The 15,894-nt window shown below is 71.9% G+C and carries 16 protein-coding genes; 9 read left to right on the top strand and 7 right to left on the bottom strand.

All coding sequences use genetic code 11. The features are described from left to right. Positions 1-7: 7 nt before the first annotated feature. The 6 genes from ABWI07_RS04330 to ABWI07_RS04305 form a co-directional block, all read right to left on the bottom strand. Positions 8-313: a putative quinol monooxygenase gene (locus ABWI07_RS04330; RefSeq protein ID WP_160161046.1), complete on the bottom strand. Its 306-nt coding sequence runs from the start codon at positions 311-313 to the stop codon at positions 8-10. 22 nt (positions 314-335) lie between these two features. After that, on the bottom strand, positions 336-1,154 hold the full coding sequence (locus tag ABWI07_RS04325) for a helix-turn-helix domain-containing protein (RefSeq protein WP_149261798.1): 819 nt from the start codon (positions 1,152-1,154) through the stop codon (positions 336-338). Between the two features lie 72 nt (positions 1,155-1,226). After that, a complete protein-coding gene (locus ABWI07_RS04320; protein ID WP_160161047.1) occupies positions 1,227-1,820 on the bottom strand; it encodes a TetR/AcrR family transcriptional regulator in 594 nt (197 codons plus the stop codon). A gap of 207 nt (positions 1,821-2,027) precedes the next feature. Then, on the bottom strand, positions 2,028-2,336 hold the full coding sequence (locus ABWI07_RS04315; RefSeq protein WP_200842139.1) for a hypothetical protein: 309 nt from the start codon (positions 2,334-2,336) through the stop codon (positions 2,028-2,030). A 664-nt stretch (positions 2,337-3,000) separates the two neighbouring features. Next, positions 3,001-4,749 (bottom strand): hypothetical protein, encoded by a 1,749-nt coding sequence (locus ABWI07_RS04310; protein WP_353817681.1) that lies wholly within the window; start codon positions 4,747-4,749, stop codon positions 3,001-3,003. A gap of 280 nt (positions 4,750-5,029) precedes the next feature. Then, complete coding sequence (locus ABWI07_RS04305; RefSeq protein WP_353817680.1) at positions 5,030-5,473, bottom strand: KUP/HAK/KT family potassium transporter; 444 nt, start codon at positions 5,471-5,473, stop codon at positions 5,030-5,032. Between the two features lie 115 nt (positions 5,474-5,588). On the opposite strand from ABWI07_RS04305, the gene ABWI07_RS04300 reads away from it, so the two are divergent. Then, positions 5,589-6,602, top strand: coding sequence for a TerC family protein (locus tag ABWI07_RS04300; protein ID WP_149261801.1), 1,014 nt, complete (start codon positions 5,589-5,591; stop codon positions 6,600-6,602). 52 nt (positions 6,603-6,654) lie between these two features. Here the strand turns inward: ABWI07_RS04300 and ABWI07_RS04295 are convergent, their stop codons facing one another. After that, a complete protein-coding gene (locus tag ABWI07_RS04295) occupies positions 6,655-7,914 on the bottom strand; it encodes a hypothetical protein (RefSeq protein WP_160161048.1) in 1,260 nt (419 codons plus the stop codon). A gap of 160 nt (positions 7,915-8,074) precedes the next feature. On the opposite strand from ABWI07_RS04295, the gene ABWI07_RS04290 reads away from it, so the two are divergent. The 8 genes from ABWI07_RS04290 (at position 8,075) to ABWI07_RS04255 (ending at position 15,889) form a co-directional block, all read left to right on the top strand. Next, positions 8,075-9,043 (top strand): AraC-like ligand-binding domain-containing protein, encoded by a 969-nt coding sequence (locus ABWI07_RS04290; protein WP_353817679.1) that lies wholly within the window; start codon positions 8,075-8,077, stop codon positions 9,041-9,043. A 74-nt stretch (positions 9,044-9,117) separates the two neighbouring features. Then, complete coding sequence (locus ABWI07_RS04285) at positions 9,118-9,552, top strand: VOC family protein (RefSeq protein WP_200842141.1); 435 nt, start codon at positions 9,118-9,120, stop codon at positions 9,550-9,552. A 1-nt stretch (position 9,553) separates the two neighbouring features. Continuing rightward, complete coding sequence (locus ABWI07_RS04280; RefSeq protein ID WP_353817678.1) at positions 9,554-10,375, top strand: alpha/beta fold hydrolase; 822 nt, start codon at positions 9,554-9,556, stop codon at positions 10,373-10,375. 62 nt (positions 10,376-10,437) lie between these two features. Next, positions 10,438-12,219: an N-acyl-D-amino-acid deacylase family protein gene (locus tag ABWI07_RS04275; RefSeq protein ID WP_353817677.1), complete on the top strand. Its 1,782-nt coding sequence runs from the start codon at positions 10,438-10,440 to the stop codon at positions 12,217-12,219. After that, the gene (locus ABWI07_RS04270) at positions 12,220-12,855 is read left to right on the top strand and encodes a TetR/AcrR family transcriptional regulator (RefSeq protein ID WP_353817676.1); all 636 of its coding nucleotides are present in this window, start codon (positions 12,220-12,222) and stop codon (positions 12,853-12,855) included. 59 nt (positions 12,856-12,914) lie between these two features. Further along, entirely contained in the window at positions 12,915-13,865 is a 951-nt protein-coding gene (locus tag ABWI07_RS04265; RefSeq protein WP_353817675.1) for a LysR family transcriptional regulator, read from the top strand. Between the two features lie 79 nt (positions 13,866-13,944). Next, positions 13,945-14,487 carry a DapH/DapD/GlmU-related protein gene (locus ABWI07_RS04260; RefSeq protein ID WP_353817674.1) on the top strand — a complete coding sequence of 181 codons (543 nt, stop codon included), beginning with the start codon at positions 13,945-13,947 and terminating at the stop codon, positions 14,485-14,487. 127 nt (positions 14,488-14,614) lie between these two features. Beyond that, on the top strand, positions 14,615-15,889 hold the full coding sequence (locus ABWI07_RS04255; protein ID WP_353817673.1) for a cation:proton antiporter: 1,275 nt from the start codon (positions 14,615-14,617) through the stop codon (positions 15,887-15,889). The last annotated feature ends 5 nt before the right edge of the window (positions 15,890-15,894 follow it).

The raw sequence follows: 15,894 nt of genomic DNA, 5'->3' as shown, positions 1-15,894 counted from the left end.
CCGTGCCTCAGGCGGTGGTGGAGGCGCGGAAGCCGGCGACTCTCGAGCCGAAGTCCACCTGTGGGGCCGCGACGAGCAGATCGGCGAACCGCTCCAGCAGTTCCTGCACGTAAGGAGCGGTGAAATGGGCATCGCATGCGGCCTGGTCGACGTACTCCTCGTACACCAGGAAACGGACCTGGTCGTGGCGCACCACCGAGTAGGCGACCGCTCCCGGCTCCCGCGCCGTCCGCTCCGCGACCTCGGCCAGGGCCGCCTCCACCTCGTCGCCCCGGCCGGGAACGGCCTCCAGCCTCGCCATCGCAACCGTCATCGCACTGCCTCCCGTCGTTCGGTCAGTGCCGAGTCTCCGGCCCCTCCGGCAGCGACGGATAGTAGAAATGCGACGTCCCCCGCCCGAGCACCGCCATCGGGGACTCCCCCGTGATGCGTCGGAACTCGCGGATGAAGTGGCTCTGGTCGTAGAAACCGGCATCCAGCGCAGCGTGCACATAGTCCGTGCTCCCGCTCAGCAGCAGCGGCCGCACCACCGACCGGAACCGGGCCAGACGCTGGAACTCCTTGGGCGTCGCGCCGGCGGCTCTGGGGAACGTCCGCTGCAACTGCCGCGTCGTCAGCCCCAGCTCGCTCGCCAGCCCGTCCACCCGGGCCGTCCCGGGACGGGCATGAAGCACCCGGACGGCAACGTCCACCCGGGACTCCTCCCGCCCGTGCGAGCGTCGCAACTCCTCCAGCCCGCGGTCCAGCGCCCGGGCCCAGGCCGTCGACCGCGACGGCGGGCCCGCCTCTGCGACCTGTTCGACGATCCGGTTCCCGAGGCGTCCCCACAGATCCTCGGCGCTCACCACGCGGTCGGCCAACTCAGCCAGTCCCTGCCCGGTGAAGTGGCGCAATGCGCCCGCGCGAAAACGGACGGCGACAAAGCTCGCTTCACTGCGGGGTTTCAGCGACCAGCGTGTCCGGCGCAGGCAGACGGCATGGGCGCGCGGCAGAGGCGCACCGTCCAACTCGACGCCGCCCGCCAGGTGGATCCAGAACTCCGCGCCGGTGCCGGGGAACACCACTGGCAGCTCCGTCGCACCGGCACACCACCAGTAGCGCTCGATCAATCCCCGCAGCGGCGGCGCCGGCAGCACGCGCCCGATCTGGAGCACCCCTCCAGCCTACCTGCCGTCCTCGCGCGATCTCTGGGGCGTGATCAGCGGCGCCCATCGGGTTCCCGGGCGTCAGGCGGCGGTGCGCTCCAGCATGTCGTGCATGTAGGCGCGGAAGCGGCGGAGGGTCGGGGGATGGTCCGCGAAGCGGCGTGTGCCCTCCGCGTCGACGAGGCCCACGTGGATGAACCCGTTCACCATCCAGATGATGTTCCAGAGGCCGAGTTCGAGGTCGTAGCCGGGGCGGACCGCGTCCTTGAACATCTCGACGAGGGCGCCGAGCAATGGCCGGTACAGGCCTTCGACGTCCTGCACGTCGGCCGCGTCCTGGAGCCAGCGGTGCAACCACAGGGCCCGCAGCTCCGGATGGGCGATCGAGTAGTCCAGGTAGCCGTCCACGAGCGTGTGCAGACCGGCCATGTCGGGCGAGATGCGCTCCATCACGCCCCTCATGTACACGGCCTCGGCCCTGGAGTACCGGGTCATCACCTCCAGGTAGAGATGCTGCTTGTCCTCCACGAGACGGCTGACCTGCTTCGCGCTCATCCCGGCGGCCGCCCCGATCATCTGCAGCGTGGTGCCGTCGTATCCGAGTTGGACGAAGAGCCTGGCCGCCGCCTGGATGACCAGCTCACGCTCCTCCCCCGCGCCCTCCTGGGCAGCCACAGTCCCCCCTTCCCAGAAACACGCTCTCCCGTCCTCGGTCCTTCCCCCCGTCGCCCACGACACCCGCCGCCCGGCGTGAAATAACCCTGCATTGCGGTCATATCTGGACAAGTCCGCATCATCCGCTTGCCCTTGCGCCCGGAGCGCGCCACCGGTCGGGCGGGACTCTCCGCCCGACCGGTGCCACGTCATCTCATGGCTCGGCCGTCACGCCGGAGGCGTGAAGTCGAAGAAGGCCGTGCAGTTGCGCGGCCAGCGCGGATTGCCTCCCCGGCCGGGAACGGGCGACACCCTGCACGACGTCTGGCGTATGACGTCGTGGCCGGCCGCGTCCGTGCCACGAACGGTGATGTGGATCCGGTTGGCACCCTGGGAGATCACGGAGATGTCGTCGGCCCCTCTGACGGGGTAGCCGGGCAGGCTGGAGATGTCGTGCCAGGAACCCAGGTTCGGATCGTAGACATGGGTCCGGCCGTTCTGGCCGACCACGCCGATGTACTTGTCGTCGCCCAGCATCGTGCTGTCGAGGCCCAGGCTTCTCGGCCCGGTCGGACCCGTCGCCCCCTGAGGCCCGGTCGCTCCGGTCGGCCCGGTCGCTCCCGGACTTCCCGAGGGGCCGGTGGCCCCGGTAGGGCCGGCCACGACTCCACCGGCGGGTCCCGTCGGGCCGGTGGCCCCCACCGGACCAGTCGGTCCGGTGGCACCGGGCTCACCGGCCCCGGGTCCCGTCGGGCCCGTCGCGCACGAATGCTCGCATCCGTGGTGGCCCTCATCGCATGCGGGCGGATGACATCCGCCGGGCCGAGCGTCTCCGCGCTGGAGCACTGCGGCGGATGCGCCTTGCGGTGTCATCGCCAGCGTGGGGGCCGACACCAGGGTGAGCCCGCCGGCGGCCGCCAGCGCTACCAGCAAGGGGCGCCCCTGTGCGAGTGTTCGCCGATCGCGCCGTTTCCTGTAGTAGGTCAACTTCATCCCTCTTCTACGAATTGCACGAACTGTCTTTCGAGGCACCGCGGACGCGGCGTGCACTAAATCCCCACTCGGACGCGAGATCAGCTCATGGCGAAAGAAAGAGTTCAACAACAAGGCGGAGCCGACTATTCGCAAGCCACAGCGCAGTCAAAATCTCGGCATGCCGCTATACGGAGCCGAAACCGGACTTACCCTGCGCGGGCGGCGGTCAGCTTGTGCGGCGCCAGACGGCCCAGGCCCCCGTGTACGTCCAGCGGGCGGCCACGAACGTGAAGTTCGCGGGTGCGCCCGGCCAGCTCTTCGCGGGTGGCGTCCCGGGATCCCAGGGGACGACGGCCAGTGTCGCGTCCGGAGCCAGGGTCGAAGGATCGAAGCGGTCCAGGGGCCTCAGGTGCGTCCGCACCTGGAACGCCTGGGACACCCACACCCGCCACGGCATGCCCCTGTAGTCCAGCGCCACCACGTCGCGCGCGGTGAGCCCCGCCACGGCCAGGCTGGTGGCGGAGTCGAGCCTGCGCCCCCAGTACCGCGTCCCCCGGACGCTGACCGCCGTCACGACCGCGATGTTCAGGACGACGACGAGAACGAGCGCCGCCGCGGCCATCCGGCGGTTCTTCAGCAGGACCAGCAGCGCCAGCCCGGGGAGCACCGCAAGCGTCGCCCATCCTGGTTTCAGGGCGTCCCAGCTCCACGTCACCACGCTCATCTCGGGGAAGTCGAACACTCCGAAGAAGTCGGTGTACAGGCGCTGACCCGCGTGCTGCATCACCATCACGGCGCACAGCAGCGTCACCATCACCGTGGCGACCGCGGCGCGCTGAACTTCCCTGCGGGGTCGGCGCAGCGCTAGAGCGGCACCCGCCAAGAACAGGACCGGTGCAAAGCAGGCCAGGTAGCGGCCGTAGGCGAAGTTCGCGACCGTCCCCTCGTCCGGCACGGCGGCCGAAGACGCAAGGGCGATCCCCGCCATCGCGGCCAGGACGGCCAAGGCCGACACCCGCAGCGCCCGACCCGCCCCGCGCCGTACCGCGACGAACCCGGCGGCCGCCAGGCCCGCTCCTGCCACTCCCCATGTGGACACGACGAGGTACCAGAGCTTCCCCGCCGTGAGGCCCAGCGTCCAGCCCCAGCCGTCCAGGCTCGTCAGCCGCTGGACGAGGAAGCCGTCCAGGTCCATGGGGCCGCCGGGATAGATCTGCGACTGAAGCATCCTGTTCAGCAGAGCACCCGCGGCCACGCCCAGCGCCAGGACACCGGTCGCGGCGGCGACGTCGCGTCTGGGCGCCCAGCGGCGGACGAACACGGCCATCAGCAGCGCCGCGTGCACCACCACGATGACGTCGCCGCGGACATGCACACTGGCGGTGTAGGCCGCCAGCGCGGCGGCCGCCGCCCCGTGCCCCATTCCGCCTCGGGACATCCAGGAATGGATGCACAGCATCCACCCGAGGACGACCACGGGCAGGACCGCGTCCGTCAGGGCGAACTGCCCGTAGTAGAGAGCGGACGGCAGCAAACCGGTCGTCATGGCGACCGCGTACGCGGGCACGCGCGACAACCCCAGGCGTCTCAGCGCCGCGTAAGCGAGCACGAAGAGAAACGCGCCGATCAGCGCGTTGATGACCAGCACGATCCGGTAGACGGTCGCCGGGTCGTCGCTCGCATGGAACGCCGGACTGATGAGCAGCGGGTACCCGCCCTCGTAGAGGGTGCGACCCGACAGATCTCCTCGGTCACCGCCGGACAGGAGACGGGCCGCCAGGAGATAACCGGTCTCGTCCGGAACGAGAACGGGCATCCGGTGGAACGGCAGGAACAGCAGCCGCACCACGAAATGCGTCAGCCAGCCGCCGGCGAGCAGCGCCGGCCACCAGAGCGTCCGGCGCCCGGTCCCGCCGACCGTCGGCGCCGGCCGCCACGCCCGCTCGGGCGGCCTCAAGACTTCGAGCGATCCCATGGCGCCGCGCCGCCTCCGTCCACATCCGGCATTCCTTCATCGGAAACGGCGCCCGACCCTCGTCGATCGGCCGTCACGCTGATCGGACCGGCCGGCGCCACCCATCATGATCACTCTTCGCTTGCGCGAGTTTCGGATTCCCCTGGGGCGACCACCGAAATCAAGGACGGACTTTGTCGCCCGATGACCAAATGGAAGCCATTTCGCACCACGTCAGATGTCGACCTGGGAGCCCATGGTGACCGTGTGGTTCTCGGGGAGGCGGAAGTATTCGGCGGGGTCAGCGGCGTTGCGGGCCAGGGAGGAAGAGCCTCTTGCACCACTGGCGCATGCCGGGCGCCCAGGTGAGCTGCGGGGTGATCCGGGACAGGAAGTAGGAGGCGTGGTCGGGGTCGAAGCGCAGCTCGGGGACGGGGAGCGCGGCGGCGCGGCGCAGCGCGGCGGGGAGGTCCTGCGGGAGGGCGATCGGGGTGACGGGACCGAAGAGGCCGCCGACCCGATGCGTCCCCCAGCGCTGCGCCATGAACAGCAGCGTCAGGACCGCTCCGTGGTCGATCGAGAAGACCTTCTGCAGGGCGTACAGCGGGCTGGTGCCGATGTCGCCGTAGACCACGCCGAGAGCGCCCAGCATCAGCACGCCGCGCCCCCGCGCCCAGGACGTGAGGGCGCCGTTCCCGGACGCGGGCGGCCCCGGCGTGTCCTTCGCCGTCCGCGGGTCGGTCATGACGCCATACCTACCCGGACGGCGGGTACGGGTGAGGTGAACCGGCGGTGGGGCGTTTCCCCTGGTCGCCGGGCTTGGAGATCCCGCCCGTGTCCCCGAGGAGGCCGGCCGTCCCATGAACGATCTGACGTTCACCGTCCCGCTGTGGGTCTGGACCGCGGTCATGGCCGGCATCGTCGCCATGCTCGCCGTCGACCTGCTCGCCCACCGCGACGGCCACGTGATCGGCTTCCGGGAGGCCGCGCTCTGGAGCGGGGGCTGGATCGCCGCCGGGCTGGGCTTCGGCGGCGTCCTCATGCTGTGGCAGGGCGGCGAGGTCGCCTCCACCTACTACGCCGGCTACCTGATCGAGAAGGCCCTCTCGATCGACAACGTGTTCGTCTTCGCGCTCGTCTTCTCGTTCTTCGCCGTCCCGGACGCCTACCAGCACAAGGTCCTGTTCTGGGGCGTGATCGGCGCGCTGGGGGCCCGGCTGGTGTTCATCTTCGTCGGCGCCGAACTGCTGCGGGTGTTCTTCTGGACCGCCTACGTCTTCGGCGCCTTCCTCATCTGGACCGGCTACAAGATGGCCGTCTCCAAGGACTCCGAAGTCCACCCCGACAGGAACCCGGTCGTCCGCGCCGTCAGGAGGATCGTCCCGACCGACCCCCGCTTCCACGGCGACCGGTTCGTCACCCGCGTCGACGGACGGCGCGTCGCGACGCTGCTCCTGGTCGTCCTGGTCGCCGTCGAGGCCACCGACCTGATCTTCGCCGTGGACTCCGTCGCCGCCGTGCTGGCCATCACCACCAACACCTTCCTGGTGTGGACGGCGAACGCCTTCGCCGTCCTCGGCCTGCGGAGCCTCTACTTCTGCCTGTCCGGCCTCCTGCGCCGCTTCGCCTACCTGCACTACGGCCTGGCCGTCCTGCTCGTGTTCGCCGGCGTCAAGCTCATCCTGTCCGAGACGCCCGTCGGCAAGCTCCCCATCCCGCTCACCCTCTCGGTCATCGCCGTCACCATCGCCGTCTCCATCGGCTGGTCCCTCCTCGCCACCCGCGGTGGGACCGACGAAAGCCACGATGGACGGGCCCCAGGGTCGCCGGACGTCCCCGAGCCAGGAGCCCGTCCGCCCGGAGACGACCTGTGACCCTGCAAGTCGCCATCGCGTCGGCGCGGCCGAGGGCGTCAGGCAGTGCCGATCAGGACAAGGCGACCGACAGGTTCCCCAGCGTGGTGCCGGTGTCCGAAGGGCGCGATGCCCTCCCGGCGGTCGAGCGGCGGGCGCGGGCCGCCGCCGGTGCAGCGCCGCCGGGTCCCGCTGAGGGGGCGCGGCGCAGCCGGTACGCCAGGACGGCGGCGGCAAGCAGCGGACCCCAGATCGGGAACGGGAAGATCAGCAACGCCATGACCATGCCGACGCCCATGCCGTCGCTCTCCAGCCCGTGCACGACGAAGCCCGGCGCGGCCACGCACGCCGCCGCGGCGACCACGCCGCCCGGGATCACGGCCATCCCCGGCGGCACGGGACGTCCGCCCACGACCGGGACCCAGCGCGGGAACCGCTCGCCCCACCTGGCGATCAGCCCCAGGGTGAGCACCGTGCCGCCGACCGCGGCCACCCCCAGTCCCGCGCCCTGCATCCGGGTCGCCGGATTGTCCTCGCTGCCCATCAGTCCTATGGGCCACGGGGTCAGCCAGGTCAGCCGGACGAGGCCGTACGTCAGCGGGCACAGTCCCGCCGCGATCGTGGCGATCCGTCCCCATCGGCGGGCGCCCTCGGGGGTCGCCCAGGCCGGAAGACGACCGCCACCGCCCAGAAGCATCGAGCGGCGCAGCAGCCGGTAGGCCAGGAACGCCCAGCCGGCGGTGACGGCCGACATCCCGATGCCCCAGACCAGCCGCAGGTCGTAGTCGGCGAAGCTGTGCCCCACGTTGCGCGCGAACCGGGACACCGAGCCGACGGTGAGGAAGCCGGTCGCCACCCCGACGGCGGCCAGGGCCAGCAGCATCCCGGCGGCCAGGTACCCGATCCGCTGGCGGCGGACGCAGGCCACCAGGACGGTCGTCAGCACGATCAACGGGCTGGTGAGCGCGAGGGTGTAGGCGAGCCCCACCATCAGCGTGATGTCGGCCATCACCAGGCCGAAGAACAGGGTCTCGGCGAGGGCGATCGCGCCGGCGGCCCGCAGCGCTGCGACGCGGGCGCGCCCGCGGGCGGCGAACGCGGTGGCCGCGAGCCCGGCGGCCGAGGCCGCCAGCAGCATCGCGCCCGCCGCCCGGTGCTCGATCAGGTGGGTGACCGACACCGTGACCTTGTCGGCGGAGCCGAACGGGTAGCTCGACGGACGGGCGAACCACAGCGCACCCACCCCGGCTATGAGCAGCGTAAGCATTCCCGACGCCGCGACCGGCCCTCGGGGCGGCCTCGCCTCGCAGGCGTCGTCCTTCTGCGTTTCCATGGCAGGGAGGCTAGAAAGAGCTGGCCGGAGCCCGGTTCCCCCTGCCGGGGGAGCCGCCTCCCTCCGGCGAGCGAACCGACCGCCCGGACGGTCGCGAAGTGCTCCACCGCGCGTGTCCGAGCCGAGTGCCACAATGCGGACGGCATTTACAGGAGGTGGGATGGCCGTCCTCATCCACGCCAGTGAGGTGCCTGCCGCGGAGCGGGCGCAGACCTGGCTCGACGTGGTCTGCGACACCCTGGGCCCGCTGGATGTGCGGATGGATCGGGACGTCCCTCTGGAAGGACGGATCGAGGCCGCGCAGCTCGGCCCGCTCGGCGTCGGCAGGATCCAGACCTCGACACCGCACAGCGTCCACCGCACGCCAGGGTTGATCAAACGCGGCGGGCCGGCGCTGTACCGGGTGCTGCTGGCGGCTTCGGGAACGGTGCTGCTCCGCCAGGACGACCGGACGGCGCGGCTGCGCGGCGGCGACCTGGCGGTGTACGACTTCACCCGTCCGTACGAGCTGGTCTACGACTCGGCCGTCCAGTTGGCGGTCTTCAGCCTCCCCAGGGAAGCGCTTGCCGTACCCGCCGGCACGCTGCACCGGCTCACCGGCGTCCCGATCCCGGGGGACGGCGGTACGGCGGCCCTCGCCGGGCCGCTGCTGCGCAGGGTCGCCGAAGACGTGGACACCTACCGGCCGGCCAGCGCCGCCCGGCTGGCCACGGTGGTGACGGACCTGCTCACGACGACGGTCGCCGAGCACGCGTCGCAGGCCGACGCGCTGGAGCCGGAGACCCGCGAACGGGTGCTGCTGCACCGCGTCCACGCGTTCGTCGAACAACACCTCGGCGACCCCGACCTCAGCCCGGCCGTGGTGGCGGCGGCCCACCACGTGTCGCTGCGCTACCTGCACCGGCTGTTCGAGTCGCAGGACACCACGGTCGCGGGGTGGATCCGGCACCGGCGGCTGGAACGCTGCCGCCGGGACCTGGCCGACCCGGGCTGCTCCGACCAGTCGGTCAGCACCATCGCCGCGCGGTGGGGGCTGCCCGATCCGGCCCACTTCAGCCGGCTCTTCCGCCGGGCGTACGGGAGGCCGCCGGCCGAGTACCGCAGGGCGTGCCCGGCGCCGGGCGGCTGAGTCCCGCACGGATCGTCAAGTCCCCGGCTCTCAGGTACAAGCCCCGCCGCAGCGCGGTCCGCAGAATCGTGGACATGGCAGGCCGCGAGGCCACGACCTCCGAGAAGGGAACGGAAATGTCCCACACCCTGTTCGTCAACATGCCCGTCAAGGACCTCGACCGGTCCAAGAAGTTCTTCACCGAGCTCGGCTTCGACTTCTTCGGCATGACCGACGACATCGCCTCCGTGGTCATCAGCGAGCGCACCCAGGTCATGCTGCTGGCGGAGCCGACGTTCGCCGGTTACAGCCGCAACCCGGTCGCCGACCCGGCCGAGACCACCGAGGTGATCCTGGTGCTCGGCCTCGACAGCCCCGCGGAGGTGGACGAGCTGTTCGACAAGGCGGTGGCAGCCGGCGCGACGCCCGTCGGCGAGCCGCTGACCGAGGGCCCCCGCTACCAGCGCGGCTTCGCCGACCCCGACGGCCACCAGTGGTCGGCGCTGTGCCTGATCAACCCGGCCGGCTGAGATGGCGGCGATTCCGGCTCCGATCGCCACGGACACCGCGACCTCGGCCGACGGCACGTCGATCGTCTTCGACCGCACCGGCACGGGACCCGCGCTCGTCCTGGTGCACGGCGCCTTCACCGACCGGTCGCATCCGCTGCTCCACGAGGTGGCGCGGACGCTGGCCCCGTGGTTCACGGTGTTCGACTACGACCGCCGCGGCCGCGGCGCCAGCGGGGACACCCGGCCCTACGCCGTCCAGCGGGAGATCGAGGACCTGGCCGCGGTCATCGAGGCGGCGGGCGGCACGGCGATGGTGTTCGGCGGCTCCTCCGGCGCCGCGCTGGCGCTGCGGGCCGCCGCCCGCCTCCCGGCCGTCACCCGCCTCGCGCTGTGGGAACCGCCGTACCACGTCGGCCCCGGCGCCCCCGAACTGCCGCACGACTTCGCCTCGCGCCTCACCGCACTGGTGGAGGGGGGAGCGCGAGGCGAGGCGGTGGAGCTGTTCATGGTCCGGGCCGCCGAGGTCCCCGCCGACGTGGTCGGTGCGATGCGCGCCGATCCGTCGTGGCGGCGGATGGAGGCGCTCGCCCACACCCTGGCGTACGAGGCGGAGGTCATGGGCCCCGGCAACCCCCTGCCCGTCGACACGGCCACGTCGATCGGGCGACCGGTCCTCGTCCTCAACGGCCAGGACAGCCCCGCCTGGATGCGCGACGCCGGCGCCGCTCTCGCTCAGGCCGTCCCAGGGGCCGTCCACCGGACGCTGAGCGGCCAGACCCACGCCGTCGCCCCTGACGCGCTGGCCCCCGAACTGCTCGAGTTCTTCGCCCGGCACGCCTGACGCCCGCCGGCCGTCCGCCCGCACCCTTGACACATAGCGACCGATTGGTTTCTATGTCGGCCATGCGCTTCGACGTCATCATCCGCGGCGGCCGCTGGTTCGACGGGACGGGCGCGCCCTCCGCGATCCGCACCCTCGGCATCAAGGACGGCAAGGTCGCCGCCGTCTCCGCCGCCGACCTCCCCGCGGAGGGCGCGCGGGTCGTCGACGCGTCCGGCAAGTGGGTCATGCCGGGCTTCATCGACATCCACACCCACTACGACGTCGAGGCCCTCGCCGCGCCTGGACTGGGCGAGTCGGTGCGCCACGGGGTCACCACGGTCGTGTTCGGGTCGTGCTCGCTGGGCACCGTCCACGTCGAGCCCCTGGACGCGGCCGACCTGTTCAGCAGGGTCGAGGCCGTGCCGCGCGAGCACGTCCTGTCCATCCTGGGACGGCACCGCGACACCTGGGGCTCGGCCGCCGAGTACATCGCGGCGCTCGAAGACCGGCCGCTGGGCCCGAACGTCACCGCGTTCCTCGGCCACTCCGACCTGCGCGCCGCGGTGATGGGGCTGGGCCGCTCCACCGACGCGAAGGCCGCCCCGACCGGCGCCGAGCTGCGCAGGATGGAGCTGCTGCTGGTCGACGCCCTGCGCGCCGGGATGATCGGCATGTCGGAGATGCGCAACCCCTGGGACAAGCTGGACGGCGACCGCTACCGCTCGCGCACCCTTCCCTCCACCTTCGGCACCCGCGCCGAGCGCCGCCGCCTCTACCGCATCCTGCGCAGCTCCGGGCGGGTCCTGCAGTCCATCCCGAACCTCAACCTGCCCGTCTCCCTGATCCCCGCGCTGCTGGCCTCCATCGGACGGGGCGGCACCAAGCCGCTGAAGACCAGCTACCTGACCGCCGCCGACGTCAAGGCCAACCCGTTCCTCATGCACATCATGGGGCCGCTGGCCCGCGCGGTGAACCGGCTGGGCGGCGACTTCCGCTGGCAGCACCTGCCCGTCCCGTTCCAGGTGTTCGCCGACGGCATCGACCTGGTGGTGTTCGAGGAGTTCGGGGCCGGCGCCGCCGCGCTGCACCTGAAGGACGAGGTCGAGCGCAACGCCCTGCTGCAGGACGAGGCCTACCGGCGGCGCTTCCGGCGGGAGTACGAGAACCGGTGGACTCCGCGCGTGTGGCACCGCGACCTGTACGACGCGCACATCGTCGACTGCCCCGACGCGTCCGCCGTCGGCAGGACGTTCGGGCAGGTCGGCGACGAGCGCGGCGTGCACCCGGTCGACGCCTTCCTGGACCTGGTGGTCGAGCACGGCCCGAAGGTCCGCTGGCACACCACCATCTCCAACCACCGGCCCCAGGCCCTGAACCACCTCAGCTCGCTGCCCGAGGTGCAGATGGGGTTCTCCGACGCCGGGGCCCACCTGCGCAACATGGCGTTCTACAACTTCCCGCTGCGGCTGCTGCGCCGCGCCCACCACGAGGGCTTCATGACGATCGAGCGGGCCGTCCACCGGCTCACCGGCGAGCTGGGCTCCTGGTACGGGCTGGACGCCGGGTTCCTGCGCGAGGGGGATCGCGCGGACCTCGTCATCGTCGACCCCGACCACCTGGGTCCGGAGCTCGACCAGGCGCAGGAGGCCCCGGTCGAGGCGTTCGGCGGGCTGCGGCGCATGGTCAACCGCAACGACGCCACCGTCGTGGCGACGTTCGTCGCGGGCACCCGGATCTTCGGCGCGGGCGAGTACGCCCCCGAGTTCGGCCGCCGCCGCACCGGCCGCTTCCTGCGGGCCGGCGAGCCGCGCGGCACCGTCGACCCCCGGACCCTGCCGGGCCCGGCTGCTATCGTCGGCTGAGTGGACGCCCAGCAGCCCGTCCGGCGGCGCACGCAGCGCGAACGCAAGGAGGCGACCGTCACCCGGCTGCTGGACGCGACGATCGCGGCCATCGCCGAAGCCGGTTACGCAGGCACCTCGGTGGGCGAGGTCTGCGCCCGCTCGGGCGTCTCGCGCGGCGGGCTGTTCCGCCACTTCGGGTCCCGGCTCGACCTCGTCGTCGCCGCGGCCGAGCGGGTCGCCGCCCACCACCTCGAAGCCGCCGCCGACCACCTGGCCGCCGCGCCGCCGTCGGACCTGCGCGCCGCACTGGAGTGGATGCGCGGCCGCCACCGCGACCGCGAGAACGTCGTCTGGTTCGAGCTGATGGTCGCCGCCCGCACCGACGCCGCGCTGCGCGCCCGGCTGTCCCCCGTCGCCGAGCGCTTCTTCGCCGACATCACGCGTCTCGCCCGCCGGGTCCCCGCCCTGGCCGGCTTCCCCGACGAGACCCTCCACCTGCTCGTCTCCTCCGCGCGCAACCTCCTCGACGGCGAGACCATCTCCAGGACCCTCGTCCCCGAACCCGCAGTCGAGGACGCCCGCCTCGACTTCCTGGCCGACTTCGCCCAGTTCCTCGCCGTCCGCCGGACCCGCGTGAGCGTCGGCGGCGCGTGACCGGACAACCGGTTCCCGGCGCGCCACAACGGTCGGTTGTGCGCGCCTAGGGTGAACCGGTGGACACCGAGGCATTGCGATCGTTCGTCCGGGCGGCCGAGCTCGGGCAGCTGGGGCACGCGGCCGACGAGCTGGGCGTGACGCAGCAGGCGGTCTCCAAGCGGATCGCCGCACTGGAGCGCGATCTGGAAGTCCGCCTGTTCACGCGTACCGCGCGAGGGGTGGAGCTGACCCTCGACGGCCAGGCGTTCCTCCCCCACGCGCGGAGCGTCGTCGCCGGGGTGGAGCGCGCCGTCACCGCGGTCAGGCCGGGGTCGCGGGCCCTTCGCATCGACGTCCTCGGCTTCCGGAGCGCGCAGGCCGTCGTCCTGCACGAGTACTGGCGGTCGCATCCCGGGACCGACCTCGACGTGGTGACACTCCGGGTCGACGACCCGCGCGCGGCGGTCGCCGCCATCGAAGCCGGCGAGATCGACGCTTCGTTCCGCACCGTGACCGACCCGGCCGCCCTGCCGTCCGGCGTGCGGATGATCCGGGCGTTCGACTCCCCGCTGGAACTCCTCGTCGGCCCGGGCCACCTGCTCGCCTCCGCGCGGGAGCTGACCCCGGCCCGGCTGCGCAAGCACCGGATATGGGTGCCGGGCATCGCGCCCCGAAGCGAGTGGGGAGAGTTCTACGACCGGCTCGCCGCCCGATTCGACCTGCGCATCGACGCGGCGGGCCCGCACTTCGGCGACGAAGTGCTCCTGGACGTCCTCGCGGACTCCGCCGACGTGGCCACCCTCGTCGGCGCCCGGGACCGCTACATCTGGCCGGCGAGCTACGACCTGCGCCGCATCCCCATCGTCGAGCCGACCCTCGCGTACCCGCTCTCGCTCATCCTCCCCAGAACGAACCCGCATCCGGGACTACGCGGAATCATCGCCCACCTCAGAACCCTACCGAGCCTCCCCGACCCGGTCTGGCTCCCGTCCTGGGCGCCCGAAGAGGCATCGCAAGAGCCCGCCTGACGAAGGCGACCCGGCCGACCGCTGATGGCGGCCTCCCCTTGAGCCCCCATCTCACCGATTCACCAGAAGGGATCGCGGCATGCCCAGCGACCGCCTCATGCGCATCCACAGCCCCGATTTCAAGGCCATGTCCGACAGGGTCCTCCGGGCCACGGAGCTCACCTCCCGCCTGAACGTCCTGCCCTTCGAGGACGAAGCGGGCAAGGCCGAGCTGTTCGAACGGATCCTCGGCAGGCCGCTGCCCGCGAGCGCCACGATCTACCCGCCCTTCTACACCGATCACGGCCTGCGCCTGGATCTCGCGGAGCGCGTGTTCATCAACCAGAACTGCACGTTCCTGGACTACGCCGGCATCCGGCTCGGCGAGCGCGTGATGGTCGGGCCGAAGGCCACGTTCATCACCGTCGGCCATCCGGTCGATCCCGGGGAGCGCCGGGAGTGGCTGACCGGCGCGCCCATCGACGTTGCGGAGAACGTGTGGATCGGCGCGGGCGCCACCGTCCTGCCCGGCGTCAGCATCGGCCGAGACTCGGTGGTCGCCGCCGGAGCGGTCGTGGCCGACGACGTCCCGCCCGCAACCCTGGTGACCGGCCCGAAAGCGACCCTGAACAGGCAGTGGTGACCGCGGCGGGAGCAGGCCGAGGGGCGGCGTGCGTGGAAATCGACCCGTGAGTCCCGTTAGGGTCGTGGCTTGGTGAGCCGGGAAGTCTGGTCGGCACTGCGTCCGCCATTCCCGAGAGAGCCCCGGTATGACCAACCTTCTGCTCGCCTTCGCCGCCATGCTGCTGCTGGCGGTGCTGGTGTCCAACCTCGCCCACCGCACCGTGCTGTCGACGGCGGCGCTGTTCCTGGTCGGCGGGTTCCTGCTGGGCGACGGCGTCACCGGACTGATCACTCTGAAGCCGGGCGACACGCTGGTGTCCGAGCTGGCGGAGCTGGCGCTGTTCGCCGTGCTGTTCACCGACGGCATGCACGCGGGCTGGCAGGACCTGCGCAGCGCCTGGCGGCTGCCCGGCCGCGCCCTCGGCTGGGGACTCCCCCTCACGCTGCTGGTCACCGCGCTCTTCGCGCACTACGTCGTCGGGCTCGGCTGGGTGCAAGCACTGCTGATCGCGGCCATCCTCACCCCCACCGACCCCGTGTTCGCCGCCGCGCTGGTCGGCAACGACAAGGTGCCGCCGCGGCTGCGCCATCTGCTGAACGTGGAGTCGGGCGTCAACGACGGGCTCGTCCTGCCGTTCGTGGTGCTGTTCCTGGCGATCGCGCGGGGCGAGGAGAGCCTGCATCTGGGTGAGCTGGGCGCCGAGCTGGCCGGCGGGGTGGCCATCGGCGTGGCGATCCCGTGGGCCGCGATCATGCTGGTGCGGACCCGGTGGTTCGCGATCGCGCCCAAGTACGAGCCGCTGAACGCCGTCGCCATCGGGCTGCTCGTGCTGGCCACCGCGCAGGCCACGCACGGCAACCTGTTCCTGGCCGCGTTCGCCGCCGGCGTCACCGTCGCGACGGTCGGGCACCGCCACCGCGAGACGTTCGAGCAGTTCGGCGAGCTGGTCGCCGAACTGCTCAAACTCGCCGCCCTGCTGGTGTTCGGCGCGCTGCTGTCCCCCGCGTTCCTCGGCGACGTCGGCTGGACCGGCTGGGCCTTCGCCGTCCTCGCCCTCGTGGTCGCGCGCCCGGTGGCGATCTGGGTGTCGTTCCTGCGCTCCGGACTCACCGCACGGGAGCAGGCCGCGGTGATGTGGTTCGGGCCAAAGGGCTTCGCCTCGGTCGTCTACGGCCTGCTCGTCCTGGAGTCGGGCATCCCCGCCGGCGAGAAGATCTTCCACCTCGTCGGCGTCACCATCACCCTGTCGATCCTCGCGCACTCCTCCACCGACATAGTCGTCGCACGCGGCTTCGATGAGGAACGCGAGGTCCCGGCCTGGTTCGGAAAGGCCCGCGCCCGCCTCCGACGCCCCGCCCCCGCCGAAGGCGGCGACGGACCGGCCGCCGAGTCCGGGGCGGATCGCGAGCCCACTCCCTGATCAGG

The organism is Actinomadura sp. NPDC000600, assembly GCF_040492135.1.
Classification (GTDB): Bacteria; Actinomycetota; Actinomycetes; order Streptosporangiales; family Streptosporangiaceae; genus Spirillospora.
This window is presented reverse-complemented; position numbering and strand designations above follow the sequence as displayed.